Source organism: Rhodococcus sp. 27YEA6 (assembly GCF_044908235.1).
Lineage (GTDB): Bacteria > Actinomycetota > Actinomycetes > Mycobacteriales > Mycobacteriaceae > Rhodococcus_F > Rhodococcus_F qingshengii.
The window spans coordinates 182,407-201,812 of record NZ_JBIYCY010000004.1; the positions used below are offsets into that span (position 1 = coordinate 182,407).

Sequence of the window (19,406 nt, forward strand, 5' to 3'; positions counted from 1 at the left end):
TCACCTTTCGTTCTCGTGAGTGGATTCTTGTTCGGTGCGGTAATTCCGCAATACGACCAGGCTGATCGCAACCAGGATCGCCGGCACGACCGAGAAGCCGAGGGCAATTCCGGTCAGCGCCGATTCCGGTTGCACGACAGTCTCGCCCGCAGTTTTCGAGACGAAGCCGGTCACCGCGAGTACACCCAAGAACACCGCGGGTCCCAGGGCAAGGCCTGCGGTTTCCGCGGCGGTCCAGATACCACTGAGCGAACCACCGCGTTGGCGCCCACCGATTCGCGCGTCGTCCTCGATGACGTCCGGAAGCATCGCCAGCGGGAACACCTGCATGCCGGCGTAGCCGACGCCGGCAAGCGCGACGGCACCGTAGATCCACGAACCCGCGTCGACAGCCGCAAGCGTCAACAACGCCGTGGCGACGACGAACAGAACCGAAGACACCACGTAACCGCGAAGCTTTCCGTACCGATGCGAGAACCGGTACCACAGCGGCATGACGACGAGAGCTGGTCCGACGAGTGCAACGAACAGACCGGTGAGCGCACCTTCGTTGCCCATCACATAGGTCGCCAGATATTGCGCACCCGCCAACATCACAGCGGTGGCAAGAGCTTGGAGCACGAAGACGCTGACCAGCAATCGGAACGCGCGGGTACGTCGTATCGCGTCGAACCCGTCCCGGTACTGCGTGAGCAACGAGCCGACCGGCGCGTCCGCGTGAGTCACCGTGTGGCGCGCGGCTCCGCGAACTGCCCAGATCATTGCCCCGCACATCAGCGCCGACACCCCGATCGCCATGACCAGATAACCGCGTGCTCCGCCCCCGCCAGCGTCGCGGAGCTCGGGTCCACCGGCGCCGATGACCAGAATTGTCAGGGCCAACACCGCAATTCGAACCGATACCAACCGAGTGCGCTCGTGGTAATCGCCGGTCAACTCGGTCGGCAACGCGATATACGGCACCTGAAAGAGGCTGTAGGCACTCGCCGCGAGCAGGAAGAAGACGAGCACCCACATCGCCCCGACTCCTGGGCCGGCCGACACCGGGGCCGAGAACGTGAGAATGAAGAGCAACGGCAGTCCCAGAGCGCCTGCGAGCATGAGTGGCACTCGCGTACCAGTTCGATGAGAGCTTCGGTCGCTGATCGACCCGATCAGCGGATCGATCAGGACGTCGGCGATTTTCGGGACAATGACCACAAGCGACGCGAGCGCCGCGGCAACGCCGAGCGTGTCGGTCAGGTAGTACGCCAGTACCAGACCTGGCAGAACACCGAATCCACCCGTACCGACACTTCCCGCTGCGTATCCGGCCACCACACCACGCGAAAGCCTGTCAGGCGATCTACCTTCACGAAGACGTACCAATTTGTCTGTAGTCACCGTCCACACACTAATGTCACGACTCCGTACCGCGAGGGCAAAAGAATCCCGATGACCAGAAGTCGCTCACTCGGACGGGCCTGGCATGCCAGACTGTGACCCGATTCGCACACGAAACGAAGGTCTGAAGACGATGGTTGACCCACTGCGAGAGATCTGGCCTCCATACGGAGTCACGATCACGTGTGGGCCCATCACCTTGCTCCCTGTGCGCGACGATCATTTCCCCGAACTCACTGCGCTGGTCCGAGCCGGCATTCACCCTGCCGAACAGATGCCGTTTCTCGTCCCCTGGACGGTGGGCACTCCCGACGAAGTGTCGCGAAGATTCATCCAATACCACTGGTCGGTCCGCGGAGCGATGACCATGACCGACTGGAAATTCGAAACAGCCATTGTCGTCGACGGAGAAATCGTCGGCTGCCAGGCGTTCGCCGCGACGGACTTTCCCAAAAGTCGTACCGGTGAAACCGGCTCGTGGATCGGACGCGGGTTCCAAGGCCGGGGTGTCGGCACTCTCGCCCGACAGGCAATCTGCGCATTCGCATTCGACTCTTTGGGCGCACGAAGCGTCGTGTCGTCGGCATTCACGGACAACCCCGCCTCGATCACGGTGTCCACCAAAGTCGGGTACCGCGCAGACGGCACAGTAGAGGAGTTGGCTGCCGACGGTCGCATGACCGTGCGTCGTCTCTTCACCCTCAGCCGCGAAGATTTTGTCGCACCGCCGTATCCCGTCGAAGTGACCGGCGTGCGCGCGTTCAAGACGATGCTCGGCATCGACTGAGCGAGCTCCCCGTGCACAGTGACAACCGAAAGAGCAGCGACAACCGAAAGACCAGCGACAACCGGTAGAACAGACACATGGAACCCTCCGACATGATGGCCGCAGTCACCTCGTCCATGCGCGACCGTACCGGGCGCACCCTCGAAGAATGGGTTGAGGCCGTACGGACGTCCGGGGTCGACCCGCTCGATCAGAACGAAGTGCGCAAGTGGCTGAAAGCAGAGCACGGTGTACCGCAGAACTCGCAGTGGGCAATTGCATTCGAGACTGCCGAACAGTCCGGATGGGTGGAGCCGACCGTCGAGCAATACATCGACCAGCAGTACAGCGGCCCGAAGGCAGCACTGCGGCCGATCTTCGATGCAGCCCGACGTCTGATCGAAGAACTCGGAACCGATGTTCGGGTCGAAGGCCGCGGAACCTACACACCCTTCGTTCGCGCTCGCCAATTCGCCGCCATCGCAGCGGCCACCAAGGCCCGAGTCGACCTCGGACTACGTTTTGTCGAGGCCCCCGAATCCGAACTTCTTGTGCCGGCCAAGGCTCCCGGGCAGTCGACCCACAAGATCGGGCCCACCAGCACCGCAGACGTGAACGACGAAGTCGGATCGCTGACAGCGATCGCGTATCAACAGAACGGCCGGTAGGTCACCCACTCACCGCCACGCAAACGCACCTGCAGGCTGCACGAAAGTCCCTGTCCTCCTTGTCGGAGAACAGGGACTTTCTTCACCGCGGGGGAAGGTCGCTGCGACGTGTCAGCTCAGGCCGAAGAGAGCGCCGATGATGGTCCGAGCAGCCTCGAAGAGCGCGTCGACGGACGGAACACCGATTTCAGAGCTGATGGAAAAAAGGGAACCCAACATACGATCCTCCGGAGATAGTTTCTGAATGGCTTACTGCCACAAGGGAAATGCTACCGATTCCACTTGCGGAACTGAAGCAAGGGGACCACGGGAGTGACAATTCCGGACCAAAGTCCCGGCCCGTTAGATCTACTGCACCCCAGTATGATTGCGATCCTTCGAATCCGAATCGACACCTTCGAGATAGCCGACGAGAACTTGGGCGACCTCCGCCAACACCTCAGTGCTCGACATTTCCGAGTGGGAGCAGTCGACCAGGTACGCCCGCAACGGCCCCACCAGTTCGGACCACCTTTCGACCAGGTGACGATGTTCAGGCAGATCATGCTGCGCCACAAACAGTTCCACTGACCCGAAATAGTGCCGCGGCGTGTGGTCCCGAACGATTCGCGACAGTTTTTCCACCCGACCCACTACGGATTCGAGTACCGTATCGGAAAGGAAATCCATACCGGTCTGCCTTCGGATCTCTGTCGCAACGTCTGTGAAAGTCAGTGCTGCAGTTTCAGTTTCAACCTCGGATAGCCCGATCTGCGCGAATAGTTCGGAAGGTTTCGGAGCCGCTTGTACCGATGGCATCATCTCCGGTAACAGCGCGTCGAGCATGACAACCGAACCGACCAGATCGCCGGCCTCCTCGAGTTGGCTCGCCATCTCGAGCGCGATCGTTCCGCCGGCAGACCAACCGAGTAGATGGTATTCACCCGACGGCTGCACCGTCCGTACGGCATCGACGTACCCCGACGCCAACTCCGCCACCGTGCCTGGCAATTCACCTGCTCCCGTTGCCTGGATGCCGTACACCCGTCGACCCCGCAGCTGACCGACGAGTCCGGCGTAGCACCAGGCAATTCCGCTGACCGGATGCACACAGAACAACGGCGGCCGTTGGTCATCGGGGTCGCCGCCGAGCATGACGACCGTGTCCAGCGGATCCGAACGAAGCGAATCACCCTCGAAGACATCGGCATGAACGAGATCCATCCGAGAGGCAAGCTCCGCCACAGTTCGGTCGGTGAAAATCCATTGAACCGGGAATTCCCTGTTCAGGCCCTCACGCAAGCGCGTAGCCACTCGAACTGCACCCATCGATGTCCCGCCGAGCTCGAAGAAGTCGTCGTAGCGGCCGACCGATATCGCGCCGGTCACGCCCTCGAATGCCTGTGCCACGTGACGTTCGGTATCCGAGATGGGTCGATCCACACTCGACCCTGGCTGCGGTGAAGGAGCAGGAAGTGCCGCTGCGTCTATCTTCCCCGAAGCGAGCAACGGTACCTCGCCCACTATCGTCACCGACGAAGGCAGCAGGTGCTTCGGCAGCAGGCCGAAGACGAACCCGCGAAGCTCCGATTCCGTCGCCGAACCGTTTTCCGCCAACGTCACATACGAACGGAGCTCAGCGGCTCCGTGCCCGTCGTCACAGACAACGGTTACCGAGAAGGCCACTGCTCCATGGCTTGACAGAGCCGCGTCGACCTCCGCCGGTTCCACGCGGACACCCCGCACCTTCACCTGCGCGTCGTTGCGACCCAGGTACTCGAGCGCTCGGTCGTGACGCCTACGACGCACGAGGTCACCCGTGCGATACATCCGAGTCCCCACCGCATGAGGATTGGCAACAAAGCGCTCGGACGTCAGAGCCGGGGAAGCGACGTACCCCCGTGCCACATTCTCACCGGCGAGGAACAGTTCTCCCGCAACGCCATCCGGAACCGGTCGGAGCCCCTGATCGAGAACAAATGCTGTCGTACCAGGGACTGGAGTGCCGACAGTGACGTCCGCGTCAGTGATCCGTGCGGAAATCGATGCCGCGATCGTTGATTCGGTCGGTCCGTATCCGTTGACGATGCGATGTCGGGGTGACCACGCCGACGCAAGGCGCGCAGAGAGCGGCTCCCCCATCGATTCGACGATCAACGGTTGCACTGCATCCGGATCGACTGTCGCCAGGACCGTCGGCGTCACGATCAGATGTGTTACGTCGGCGGCTATCAGCAGATTCGTGAGTTCTTCTCCCCCGTAGACGAAGTCGGGAGTCAGAATCAGCGTTCCACACCCTGCAGCCGCGAGAAGGATCTCGATCACCGACGCGTCGAAGGTCGACGACGCCAATTGCAGGACTCGGGGTCCACACTCGAGCTCGGCGATCTCGGCGTGTGCGGTGCAGACGTTCATGATTCCGCGGTGTGAAACCTCCACGCCCTTGGGTCTTCCCGTGGAACCCGACGTGTAGATGACGTAGGCGAGGTTGTCGGGGTGAGCCGGCGTTGCCGATACCTCGGCAGCGCCACCAGCAGTGCGGGATTCGTCCATCGCCACCCACTCGACGCACTCGGGCAAACTCTCGGATGCACCTCCCGCTGTCAAACCGACAACCGAACCGCATTCCTCGACCATCGTCTGCCGGCGCGCTGTCGGCAGCGCCGGATCGAGCGACAGCCACGCTGCGCCTGCACGCGCTACTGCCCACAACGCAACGATCCACAGATGCCCGCGCCCGAGCGCAACGGCCACCACGTCGTCGGGTCCGATTCCTCGGACCACCAACTCGCGTGTCCAGTGCGACGACTCCTCGTGCAGGTCGCGGTAAGTCCAGCGTCTGCCGTTCTCTTCCAGCGCGACGCCGTCGGGCGCCTGACGCAGAGCGCGTTCGAAAATGTCGGCAATCGTCAGAGGTTCGACGTGGCGAGGATTCGCAGCAGTCAGCGCCGAGCGTTCGAGTCCGGACAGCAGTTCGATCTCCCCGATCACAATCTCGGGTTCCGCGGTCACTGATTCGGCGATACGTCTCACCCGCTGCATGAACAGTTCCGCGGTCGACTCGCGGAACTTCTCCGTCGCATACAGCAATCGAATAGTCAGACTGTCACCGGTGTCGACCAGGTCCCACGTCAAGTCGTAACCGGTCGACGCCCCTGAATTGTCGATGTCGAAGACGGTAATGCCGTCGATCTGCGGCAACTCCAGCGCTCGCCGGTACGCCAGCATGACCGTGAACAGCGGATGCTCGTTCATCCTGCGCGGCGGATCGACCTTCGCAACGACGTCGTCGAACGAGACGTCCGCGTTCGCCATTGCTTCCAGATCGACACGGCGAACCTCGTCCAGAACAGCAGCGAAGCGATCGGTGGAGTTGATCCTCGTGCGCAATGCAACAGTACCCACCATCATTCCGGCGACGCTCAGCAGCGCCGGATCGTTCCGCAGACTCACAGCTGCTCCCACCACGACGTCGTCCGTGACGCACTCGCGAGCGAGCAGCACGGCAATCACGCTGTGGACGACCATGAATACCGTGACGCCATGCGAACGAGCCAACGCCGACAACGCGTCGTAGGTGGCGCCGTCGAGGACTTCCGTCACCATCTCCTCGGATCGTGAAGACACGGGACTCCGGGGGTTGTCGACGGGTAGAGCCAACACATCCTCGACGCCACAAAGTGCGTCTGACCAATAGTCGAGTTGCCGGTGAGCCATGCTGAGAGAATCCTCGGGGTCACCCAAGCTCTCTCTCGCCCAGAAACTGTAGTCGCCGTAGCTGATCTCCCCCGACGAGCGATCCCAGGGAAGACCTGCCGACCTGGCCTCGAAGGCTGCCACGAAATCGGTCAGGATCGGGCCCATCGACGCTCCGTCGATCGCGATGTGGTGAACAACGATGACCAGGACCGTCAGTCCTGCAGAGTCGACTCCTGCCTTTTCGGTGAACACACGCACACGGAACGGAACATCTCGTTCGAGATCGAACGGCACAGTCGCGAACGCCGAAGCGCTCGCACGGATATCGCCGACGTATTCCGCAGTGAGATCGAATGCAACAGAGTCCATTTCAAGTTGTTCCGGACCGAATTCACCCGGAACACAGACAGTTCGCAATACGGCATGGTGATCGACGACGTCGCCGAGCGCGCTGCTCAAGACCGAACGATCGACGTCGTATGCCAGGACCGCTGCAAACGTCAGGTTGTACGCAGTCGATTCCGGCTGAAGCTGATTGATCAGCCAGAGTCTTTGTTGCGAGGGCGCCAGCGGGGCCGGCTTGCCGGGATCACGTCGAGTCAGTTCGCGGCGTTTGCCATCGGACGCGCTCGCCGACAGCCACTGAGACATCGCTCGCGGCGACGGATTGTCGAAGACGGTGCGAACAGGCACATCTCGCGCGAAGATCGAGGCGAGTCGACCTGCCACCGCTGCCGCGGCCAACGAATCACCACCTGATTCGAACAGGTTGTGCAGAGCGCCGAAACTTCCGGACACGTGTTCCGACATGACAGCGGTGACGAGTTCCTCCGAAACCGTCACTGCTACATCGGGCGCCTGGCTCTCGAACACATGGCGCCGCAACGCATCTGCGTCCAGTTTTCCGTTCGTCGTGAGCGGGATCGACTCCAATACGACCACGCGGCCTGGCATCAGATACGCAGGCAACATCGCGGCCAACTCGATTGTCAGCTGATCCGCCTCCACACCATCGCCGACCGCACATGCAACCGCAATGTCGTCGACGAGGACAACCGCCGCAGCCTCGACGCCCGTGCACCGACGCAGAGCTGATTCGATTTCGGCGGGCTCGACGCGGATTCCTCGCACGCTCATCTGACGGTCGGAACGTCCGACGAATCCGAGCGTGTCATCCGTGCGGCGATGAACCAGATCACCGGTCCGATAACGGCGGTGCCCACCGGGTGCTGCGATGAACGACGTGGCGGTGCCGGCAGGATCTCCGGCATAGCCCATCGCAAGCCCGGGCCCGCTGACGTACAACTCACCGATCCCGGCCCACGGCACCGGACGCAGTCGCGTATCAAGCACCTCTGCACCGATTCCGGCGAGCGGGACTCCGATGGTGACCCGATGATCCACTTCGGCGACAGTGGTGACCACCGTGCATTCCGTCGGTCCGTACGCATTGAGCATTCGCGCGCGGCGACTCCACGCACGCGCGGTGGAAGGTGAGAGCACATCGCCACCGACTGCCACCACCTCGAGCGAATCGAACCGCTCCGGAGCCATCGTGTCGAGTACGGCTGGAGTGGACAACATGTGAGTGACGCCGCGTTCTGCGACGAATTCTTCGAGTGCCCTTCCGCCGAAAGCCTCCCGAGGAGCGACCGCCAAGGTAGCCCCGGCGCCGATCGCCAACATCATCTCGAGGATTGCTGCATCGAACGTCGGTTTGTAACCGTGCAGCACAACCGAGTCCGAAGTCACGCCGTACTTGCGGACAGCATCGTCGGTCAGCAGGCCCAGTCCTCGGTGGGTGACTGCAACGCCTTTCGGTTCACCGGTCGACCCGGACGTGTGAACAACGTACGCGACTGAATCCGGATACTGCCGACCGGGAACAGGGCTGCGATCGGAGAGGACGGTGCGCAGCTGCTTCAGACGTGCCGGCGGCAGGTCGGGGTCGATCGGTACGAATGCCGCGCCCGTCTTCGAGATCGCCAACATTCGGACCAGGTACGCGATAGTCCGTACCGCCGGAATCTCGTACACGGCACCCGGTCCAGCTCCCCGAGCCACCAGTTCCCAGGCTTGGGCATCCGAGGCAGAGTCGAGTTCGGCATACGTCACCGTGCGGTGTCCGTCGTCGAGAGCAATGTTGTTCGGGAATCGCGCCGCGGTGGCGGCGAAGATCTCGGTCAGCGTGCGGGACGAATCGACCTCGGCAGCAGTCCAACTGGGCGCCGCGCCCACCGCGAGATCCGAAACGAGTACTGGCACATCCTCGGCAATCGAGGTGAGCACTCTCGACAGCTGTCGGGTAACCGCGTCGGCGCTCGAAGGATCGAAAACGCTCGCGGCATAGATGAGCGCTCCGGTCAATGAACCGTCGACAGCGGGTGCGAGCGAGACATGCATGGGGAACTTCGTTGTCGCGGTCTCGATTTCGCGAGCCTCGATCGTGAGACCGGAAACCTCCACGGCAGGGATCGCGAAGTTCTGCAGACCCAGCGCAATCTGGGGAGTTCGTCCACCGAGCAGCTCACCAACCAATTCGGCAGGAACAGAGCTGTTTTCGAACGCTGCCACATCAGCATCGAAAGCTGCACCCAACAGAAGATCGATCGGCACGTCCCCGTCGATCCGAAGGCGAAGAGGCACCGTATCCACGAACATGCCGACCACGCCGTCGAGCTGAGGCGCCCGCCGTCCGTCGACAGCTGTGGCGATCACGACGTCGGGATTTCCACTCAGCTTGGCAAGCACCACCGACAACGCCGCATGAACCACCGCGAACAGCGAGACCTTCAATCGGTCGGCTCGCGCCTGCAGTGCCGAGGTGATGACGGCTGGTATCACGAAGTTCACTCGCTGCGCTAAGGTATCCGGCCCGCCATCGGAGTGATCCACCGTCAGCGGAGACACAGATGTCACACCGTCGAGCGTTCGGCGCCAGAACTGCTCGACGCCAGGGGAAACGTCACGTGCTGCCTCCCACGCGGCAAAATCCCCGTACTGGATCGGCAACGGAGACCATTGCGAATCCAGTCCAGCTCGTCGCTTGCCGTACGCGGTCAGCAGGTCGCCGACCACCGTTCGCATCGACACCCCGTCGACTGCGATGTGATGAAAGCTCACTGCCAGAACGTGCCTGACCGGTGACACCTGGAGCAGCATCCAGCGCACCGGCAGGTCTGCCGCTACATCGAAACCGCGCGAGCCGAACTCTCGCAGCAGCACCTCGACCTCGATGTCGGCGACCAGCCGAGTTTCCATTGTCACGGAGGTCGGAGGATCCACGACCTGAACCGGTGGAGTGCCCGGATACCGGGTTCTGAGGACATCATGACGACCGACAAGATCCGTCGCGGCCTGACGCAGCGCGGACACGTCGAGTTCACCGTCGATCTCGATGCAGATCGGCAGGTTGTACGCACCGCTCGCCGTGTTCCGCTGATTCAGTACCCACATCGCACGCTGGTTTCGTGACAGGGGTGCGGGCGTGGGATCGCGGCGCGGTTCCAGTCGGACAAGATCGGTCACCGAGTCGTTCTGCTCGAGCGAATCGAGCCGGGCTGCCAACGCCGCAACTGTTGGATGCTCGAATACGGTCCTGAGCGGAACAACCAGCCCCAGAGAACTACTCAGGAGCGAGGTAACCTCCGCGGCCGACAGCGAGTTGCCCCCGAGCGAGAAGAAGTCTGCGTCGCGGTCGTCCTCATTCCCACCGAGGACGGAACCAAAAGCTCCGGCTACAAGACGTTCGGTGGCGGTGGCCGGTCCCTCTGCACGGGAAGCATCCAGTGTCGGCGACGGGAGACGGGCGAAGTCGACCTTGCCGTTCCGCATCGGAAGCTCGCCCTCGATGTCGACGATGACATGCGGAACCATGTACGTCGGAAGGACTTCTGAGACGGCAGCGCGAAGTTGACCAGTGTCAACTCTTTCGGCACCTGAACTTCTCACGTAGGCGACCAACAGAGGACTTCCACCTTCGGCCGACCGAACCCCGACGACACAGAAGTCGACGTTCGCGACAGACTGAATGACTGCCTCGATCTCACCCGGTTCGATCCGGACACCGTTGACCTTCACCTGCACGTCGGTTCGCCCGAGATAATGCAGGCGATACGTATTTCCCTCGGATTTGGGGCTTTCCGGCTTCCACATCACCAGATCGCCCGTCCGGTACATCCGGGCGCCTGAACCGGTTGCCACGAATCGTTCCGCAGTTCGGGCCGGTTGGCCGGCGTAACCGCGAGCGAGCATTCGACCTGAGAGATACAGTTCGCCGACGACTCCCGGCGGCACCGGTTCGAGTCGATCATCGAGTACGACGGCGTCGACCCCGGCCAGTGGATACCCGATCGATCCGTCGTGAGTGTCACCCGACAGTTGTTCGATCGACAGTGGTTCGGTAGCAAGCGAATACATCGTCGACTCGGCAGGTCCGTATCCGTTGATGACTCGGCGTCCGGCTTGCCAGCGCTTCGCCAACGCGCCGCCGAGTCGCTCGCCCCCGAACATCACCGTGGAAAGGTCCGGCAGCGAAGGATCGCCGATCGAGGCGACGACAGTAGGTGTGGCGCACAGATGAGTAATTCGCTCGCGCCTCAGTGCTGATGCGAGTCCCGAGCCGAACAGTTCTTCGTTCTTCGCCAGAACGAGCGTGGCCCCGGACGCACTCGCGATGAGCACCTCGAGCAACGTCATGTCGAATCCTGGCGCTCCGCGATGGAATACGCGAGAACCTGGCCCAGCCGAGAATCGACCGGGCAGGTCTTCGGCGATCACACCGAGCCCGCCGTTGGTCACGACCACAGCCTTGGGGGTTCCGGTCGTTCCTGACGTGAAAACTACGTAGGCCGCCAGGTTCTCGGAATATTCGCGCACCGAGTCGGTGACTTTCTCACCACCAGCGTCTTCAGCACCAGCGTCTTCACCACCAGCGTTGCGGCCGCCGATCGCTCCGATGCCCAGTGTTTCGAGGACATCGCATACTCGCGCCTGCGGCTGTTCCGGGTCCGTCAATGCCGGAGCTGCACCGACCTTCGCGATTGCCCACAGTTGCACGATCGACGCAATCGACCGATCTGCAGTCCAAGCAGCGACCTGGTCGACTCCAACTCCCCGGGAGCGCAACTCGTCGGCTGCGACATCCGACTGGGCATCGAGTTCCCGGTAAGTCAGTGTGTTGCCCTCACCCTCGACCGCCACAGCGTCCGGGGAGGATTCGACGCCGAAGCGCAGCATGGAGGCAAGTGTCGTACCGGAAAGTCGAGATCGATCAGGCCGGTCGACCGCGCCGTGTGCGGGGACGAGAAGAGCTCGTTCCGCACTGTCCAACAGGTCGATTTGCCCTACGGCGACATTCGGGTCGACAGACACTTGATTCAGGAAGCGCTCGAACCGGCCCGCAAAGCTCGATACCGTCAGATCATCGAATAGATCAGCGTTGTAGACGAATTCGAGACCGAGTCCGCCCCCGACCCCCTCGTCCGTGACGTTGACCTGCAGATCGAAATTTGCGTGCCTGACTTCAGGAGCAATCTGTGTGATGTCCAGCCCTGGTATCGACCACGCGGCGGTCTCAGCAGTTCGGAACGAGAGCGCCACCTGGAACAACGGATGTCGCGAACGCGATCGCGGTGGGTCGATCAGATCGACCAGCGATTCGAAGGGCATCTCTGCGTGCGCGAACGCCGCTACGTCACGCTGACGAACCTGCTCGACCAACCGGCCGAACGAGTTCGACGGATCGACTTCGGTTCGAAGAACAATCGTGCCGGCAAACATGCCGACCAGCTCGTCGAGTTCAGGTGTGACGCGTCCGGACACAACAGTGCCGACAGCTACGTCATCGCTACCGTTGTACCTCGCCAACAGCGCCGCGAGAGCGGCGTGTACAACCATGAACATGGTCGCGTTGTTCGATCGTGCGAGTGTCTGAAGGCCCGTTCGTACCGAACCTGAGATCTCCACCCGACAGCTCGACGCACGGGCGAACGTCGAACGTGGACGATCGAGGGGAAGCGTCACCTGCTCGGGAAGTCCTTCGAGAGCCTGCATCCAGTAGCTGCGTACCGTCTCGGGAATCCCCGATTCCCTTTGCCATGCACTGTAATCGGAGTATTCGAGCGCGAGCGGCGACCACTGCGGAGCGTGCTGCGCCGAGCGGGCGATGTACGCCGCAGTGAAGTCGCGGACCAACAATTCGAGTGATCGAGCGTCGGCGGCAATGTGATGGACGACGACAGCCAGGATGTGCTCGACAGGTGAAACCTGGAGAAGTGCCGCACGTACGGGCGGATCAACGGTGACATCGAAGCCCGAACCCACCAGTTCTGCTACACAATTCTCGGCGTCGCCGCCGTCGAGTGCCTCGAGCTGAAAGGCCGGAAGCGCATCCTCGGCGTCGAGCACCGTCTGAACCGGGCCGCCGCCGACAACCGGGTACACGGTCCGCAGAGTGCGATGGCGATTGATCACGTCACGAATTGCCAGTTCGGCCGCAACCACGTCCAGCTCGCCTGCCAAGCGCAGCACGATCGGGATGTTGTATCCGGCGGAGTCTGTATCCAACTGATTCAGAATCCACATTCGATGCTGGGAAGCTGACAGGTGCACTTCCGTGTTGTCCGAACGAGGCCCCAAGGACACGTCAGACGCGTGCTCCGCGCCGGTTCGCCCTACACCTATCCGCGCAGCAGCGATGTCTGCGAGCTGATCGACGGATGGGTGCTCGAACACATCGCGGACGTCGAGGTTACAGCCCAGGGCGGAGTTCAGACGCGACGAAAGACGAGTGGCGATCAAGGAATTGGCGCCTTGATCGAAGAGGTTCCGGACCGGATCGACATGCGGAACTTCCATCAAATCGCTCAGAATAGCTGCGACTGTCTGCTCGAAGAAGTCTCGCGACTGCCGAGTCGGCTGCGTGAGAGACACCGGGGTCGGCAACGATGCTCGGTCGATTTTGCCGTTGATCGTGACCGGTAATGACGCGAGCGCCATCAAAGCCGACGGAACCATGTGCGCGGGCAGCAACGAACGAGCAGTCCGCAAGACGCCGTCGAGGTCGTGTCCGCTCCCCGGGGTGATGTAACCGACCAAAGTCGGCCCGCTGTCGAGTTCTCTCACCACTACCGCGGCCTGCTCCACCGACGTGTGAGCCAACAGCGCGGATTCGACCTCGCCCGGTTCGATGCGGTAACCGCGCAGTGCCATCTGACCGTCGGCGCGGCGAACATATTCGAGTCGGCCGGCTCGCCAACGGACCAGATCGCCGCTGCGGTACATCCGTGATCCATCGAATCCGGGTTCAGGCACGAATCGCGAAGACGTCATCGCGGGTCGACCCAAGTAGCCTTCGGCCACCTGCGGACCCGCAACATACAGTTCGCCGACAGATCCCGGAGGGACGGGCTTCAACGACGCGTCCAGTACGTAGCTGCGCAACCCTGGTAGTGGGGACCCGATCGGCGAGACAGTCTCGTCACCGGGGACAAGATCGAAACTGGTGACATGGACTGTGGTTTCGGTGATTCCGAACATGTTGACGCCCCGCACGTCCGGGTGCCGATCGAACCAAGCCTCCACGCGCCCGGCGTCGAGGCGATCACCGCCGAAAACAATCGTCCGGAGCGGAAGCAGCATTTCCTGCGTGACTTCCGCCAACGCATAGAAGGCGGCCGGGGTCTGATTGAGAACGGTCACTCGTTCCCGCACAATCAGATCCGCGAATCTTTCGGGTGAGCGCGCGACATCACCGTCCACGATCACGAGGGATCCGCCAGTGGTCAACGAACCCCACATCTCCCAGACCGAGAAGTCGAATGCGTACGAATGAAACATCGTCCACACATCTTCGGCGTTGAAGTCGAAGATCTCTCGGGTCGAGGCGAGCAGCGCCAACACGTTGTCCTGAGACACCACTACGCCTTTGGGAGCTCCAGTTGATCCGGAAGTGTAGATCACGTAGGCGGCGGACTCCGACTGTGCAACGGGCCAGTCGGCCGTAGCGTCAGTCGTCTCGTCCACGAAGATGACAAGTTGCTCGTACCCAACGAACCGCCCAGCAGATTCGTCCGTCGACAGAATCGCTTTCGGGCCTGCATCGGCAAGTACGTAGTGGATACGAGCGTCGGGATACTGCAAGTCGATCGGTACGTACGTCGCGCCCGCGCGAACGACAGCGATGATGGCTACGACGAGGTCGACCGATCGAGGCAGGGCGACCGCCACGCGATCACCGACTCGAATTCCTCGATCGATCAAGACAGCGGCAAGGCCCTCCGAACGAACTCGCACCTCTTCATAGGTGAAACGAGTATCGCCACTCGACACCGCGATTGCATTCGGATGCCGGGCTGCGACGGCCCCGAAGAGGTCAGGCAGCGACTGCGCGACAATCGACGGCGCCGGCACCCGAGCCGACAATTCTTCGCGTTCCGCAACACTGAGAACATCGATGTCACGCAGCATGATTGACGAGTTCTCGGTAATCGAGCCACACACTCGACGAAGCCGCTCGACCCAGCTCTGCACGGTGCCTGCATCGAACAAATCGTCGGCATATCGGAATGTACCGCGAATACCGCTCGCGTCTCCGTCAATCGTACGATCCTCGCGCACAGTCACTTCGAGGTCGAAGCGAGGGTGCACGGGAGGTAGCGGAGTGCCGTGCGCCGTCAGAGTTCCCATCGCGATCTCGGAGTCGGGCGCTACCGGATCGACAGCGAGAACAACTCGGAGGAAGGAATTCTTCTCACCTACGCCCCCACCGACCGCACGGTCGACCACCCAGTCGAACGGAACGTCGGCATTGGACAGGGCCGCCACATCAACCTCGCGCACCCGAGTCAAGAACTCACCGAACGTGTCTCCGCCGCGAAGGAGCGTTCGCAGCGCGACGGTCCCGACGAACATACCGACGACACCGTCGAACGAAGGATGCGTTCGTCCGGAGGTCGGGGTCCCGATGACCACATCGGACGCACCGGTGATCTTGCTCAGTGCGATCGCAAGGCAGGCGTGCAACACCATGAAGGTTGTGCAGTCGTGCGCGCGAGCGATCTCGTTCAGCGCCGCATGGATAGGTGAGGGCAACTCGAACGCCACGTCCCGCGCCGACGACGGTTGGTCCGGCCGGCGGGATCTGTCCACGGGAAGCGCCAGAGTCGGATCAACACCGGCGAGTGTGTCGGACCAGAATTCCAGCTGGCGTCCTGCCAAGCTCTGTGGATCCGCGGGATCACCGAGAATGGTTCTGTGCCAAGCGGAATAGTCGCGGTAGTCGAGAGCGGGCGAAGGCCAGATCGGCGACCGTCCGTCGGCGCGAGCGTCGTACGCCGCGACGAGGTCCGAGACGATCGTCGCGAACGAAAGGCCGTCCAGGGCGACGTGATGGGCAACCACGGTCATGCGGTGGTCGGCGTCGCTGCCGGAGGCGAGGATCAAGCGAAGAGGCGCATCGGTCGCCAGGTCGAAACCCGCCGCAACCAAATCCGCTGACGCAGCCTCGTAATCCTCGGACGCAACCTCGATCAGAGTCACCGGAGTCGCGGTCGCAACCTGGATCGGCCACGCATCGTGATTCTGGTCGAACGAGAAAACAGTACGCAAGACGAGATGGCGATCGGTCAGGTCACCTACCGCCGCCCTCATCGCCTCGATATCCAGAGCACCACTGAACGCGACCTCGAACGCAATGTTGTACGCCGACGACTGGGGATCCAGACGGTTGAGTAACCACAGGCGTTGTTGCGCCGGTGCGATTTCCACGACGAGGTCGTCCGAAATGCGTTGGGGTTCCACCATCCACTCCGCCCGCCCCGCGCGGATCACCCGGGCCAGGCGCGCCGGCGTCGGGGCACCGAACACGTCCCTGACACCAACCCGTCTTCCGAGAGCGGAACTCACTCGCGCGGCAACATACACGGCGTCGAGTGAACTACCGCCCCAGGCGAACAAGTCGGAGTGCGGTCCGAGAACTCCGACGCCGAGGACCTCGGCCATCACCGAGGCAATCAATTCCTCGTCGTACTCGATCGGACGGTTGACCGCCGCGCGCTGCTCGGCCGGCGCGGACGACGCCGGTTCGGGGAGCGCTGAACGGTCAGTCTTTCCATGGCTCGTGACGGGCAATACTGCCAAAATAGTCACCGAACTCGGCAGCATGGAACGAGGAAGTCGGGAAGCCAGATGATCGAGCACCATCGTCTGGCTCAACGGATGAGCTGCACCTTCGGCCACGGTCACATACGCCGCAAGCGACCCGGATCGCTCGACCACCGCTGCTTGCGCAACGCCGGGAGTCGACAGGAGCACAGCCTCGATCTCGCCCAGTTCGACGCGTACTCCACGGATCTTGACTTGTTGATCAGAGCGACCCAAGAACTCGAGTTGACCGGCATCGTTCCATCGCACGACATCCCCGGTGCGGTACATGCGCTCGCCGGCACCAGTGGCACCAAAGGGCGCAGCGACAAAACGCTCCGCGGTGAGCGTCGGAGAAAGGTACCCTCGCGCCAGTCCGTGTCCCATCACGTACAGCTCCCCCGCGGCGCCGACCGGAGTGGGCAGCAACGACGAATCCAACACCACAGCGGAAACGCCGTCGATCGGGCGCCCGATCGGAGTATCACCACCAGGCGCGAGCGGCTCGCTCATGAATGCCGCGACGGTTGCTTCACTGGGCCCGTACGAATTCACGATGTCGACGTGACTCGACCACGCATCCACGAGCGCTCCCGGCGGTCGCTCGCCGCCGACGTTCAGGACTCGAAGTTCCGGCAAAGCCCGAGGATCCATCGTCAACGGAACCGATGGCGTCGAGTTCAGGTGCGTGACACCTTCGAGCCGCAAATAGTCTTCGAGGTCCACTCCGCCGATCAATCCGGGAGGAACGATCACTGCGGTCGCGCCGCAGCCGTGTGCAAGCAGAATCTCGAGGATCGCCACGTCGAACGATGTGTTTGCAAGGAGCGCGACGCGGGAGGAACTATCGATGTTCAGACGCCGTGCGTGAGAACGCAGCAACGGCACAATGCCTCGGTGCGTGACCGCGACACCCTTCGGTCGCCCGGTAGAACCAGAGGTGTAGACCACGTAGGCGGTGTCGTCCAGAGACAGGTCGGCGATAGATGAACCCGCCCCCACGCGTCGATCCACCGGACCTTCGACGGTCTCGTCTTCCCTGGGGTTGACGACGCAGACCCAAGCCGGCACGTTCACGAGTTCGCCACCGACCACAACGGACACGTCGGCGTCGTCGAGAATGAAAGCGACACGCTCGGAGGGTGTTTGAGGATCCACGAAGAGAAGGGCAGCACCAGCCCGCACTACTGCATGAAATGCAACTACGGAATCGGTCGAGCGCCCGGTGAGGATCCCGACGACGTCGCCTCGTCCGACTCCGTTCTCCACGAGCAAGGCGCAGAGTGCATCCGCGCGAGCGCCGAGCTGGTCGTAAGTGACGTCCACACCTTGCTCGCGGATCGCGACGGCACTCCCCTGCCCTGCGCCGCCTCTGATGACCGAATCGAGCGTCGCGAATCCGTCCGTCCGCGGACCTAGCGCAGGGACCAGATCCTTCACTTCATCCGTCGAGAGGATGGGGAGGTCACCGAGCGCACGGGTAGCCGAGTCGAGGAACCCCTCGAGTAGCCGAACGAACTGACGATGATGCATCGCCAAGTCACGTTCGCTGTAGAGGTGCGGATTGGCTTCGAAGGAAAGGCGAACGTTCTCCCCCGCGATCGACGGATAAATGCTGAAGAACAGGTCTTCGGTGGGTCCGGATGTGAGGACGTGAAATTCGCCGACGACGTCACCGAGCCGAATCGCTTCGTGAAACATCATGACGTTCACGGCCGGGCCCGCCGCCTCACGGGATCCGCCCTGACCCTCCTGGAAGCCCATGTCCTCGTAGCGGAATCGCTGGTGGCGTAGCGCACCGGTCATTTGAACCGAGATCTGACGCACCAGTTCTCGTGGCGACAGATCCCGTTCGAGTTGCGCACGAACAGGCACGATGTTGGACAGCATCCCACCTGAACGTTTCGACGTCGCCGTGGTGCGGCCGGACACCGGCAAGCTGAGGACTACGTCATCGGAATCAGTCATGCGACCGAGATAGGACGCGAATGCACCGACGAGGACCGCCACCTCGGAGGTAGTCCACTCGGTCGCGGCATCCGAAAGCTGTTTTGCAAGAGTTGGATTCAGTGTCCGCACCATCATGCGCTGCGGCATGGACGTCAGGCCGGCGCCGTCGGCGAGGCGAACCGGGCGGGGCAGGCCTTCGGACATCTCCGTCCAGTACTGCTCGTCCGATCGATACCGCGACGAGGATCGGTAATCGACGTCGAGGTCATGCAGTGCACGTACCCCGAGACCACCGAAAGGAGTCAGCGTCTTGCCATGAACCAGATGCGAATAGCGCTCGGCCACCCGAGCGGTGAGTGTCATCGCCGCATGTCCGTCGAGCACGAGGTGATGGGCGTGCGAGTACCAGTAGTAGTGCTCATCTGCCAGGTGAAGCAAGGTCGCCGAGATCAGGCGGTCAGACATCACGTCAAGTGGCCGTGAGTATTCCGCTGTCATCCACTCGTTCGCGCGCTGAACCGGGTCGCCATCGCTGCGTAAGTCGAGGTATGCGAGATCGTCGACGATCGAATGATCGACGACCTGCGCCGGCTCGGCGTCGGTAGCGACGAGGCGAACGAACGGCGACTCCAATTCATGACATGCCGTATTCGTTGCCTCGATCAGCGCGTCGACGTCAACCGGTCCGCGTAGTTCCACGTACTGAGCCACCACGAACGGAGTTGACGGACTCAATTGCTGCGCGAACCACAGCGCGAGCTGAGCCCGAGACAACGGAAAAGCACTCAACCCGTCACCTCACATTTCACCAGCCTTGT

4 protein-coding genes are annotated in these 19,406 nt (G+C 62.2%); 2 read left to right on the top strand and 2 right to left on the bottom strand.

All coding sequences use genetic code 11. The annotated features are described in order from the left end of the window. Nucleotides 1-1,392, bottom strand: coding sequence for an MFS transporter (locus ABH939_RS13490; RefSeq protein ID WP_404649709.1), 1,392 nt, complete (start codon nucleotides 1,390-1,392; stop codon nucleotides 1-3). A gap of 124 nt (nucleotides 1,393-1,516) precedes the next feature. Between ABH939_RS13490 and ABH939_RS13495 the strand changes: the two genes are divergently transcribed. Together ABH939_RS13495 and ABH939_RS13500 are read left to right on the top strand one after the other, a co-directional pair. Then, nucleotides 1,517-2,170 (top strand): GNAT family N-acetyltransferase, encoded by a 654-nt coding sequence (locus ABH939_RS13495; RefSeq protein ID WP_175280132.1) that lies wholly within the window; start codon nucleotides 1,517-1,519, stop codon nucleotides 2,168-2,170. 77 nt (nucleotides 2,171-2,247) lie between these two features. Then, on the top strand, nucleotides 2,248-2,817 hold the full coding sequence (locus ABH939_RS13500) for a DUF5655 domain-containing protein (RefSeq protein ID WP_404649710.1): 570 nt from the start codon (nucleotides 2,248-2,250) through the stop codon (nucleotides 2,815-2,817). 348 nt (nucleotides 2,818-3,165) lie between these two features. Here the strand turns inward: ABH939_RS13500 and ABH939_RS13505 are convergent, their stop codons facing one another. Continuing rightward, complete coding sequence (locus tag ABH939_RS13505; protein WP_404649711.1) at nucleotides 3,166-19,377, bottom strand: amino acid adenylation domain-containing protein; 16,212 nt, start codon at nucleotides 19,375-19,377, stop codon at nucleotides 3,166-3,168. Between the last annotated feature and the right edge of the window lie 29 nt (nucleotides 19,378-19,406).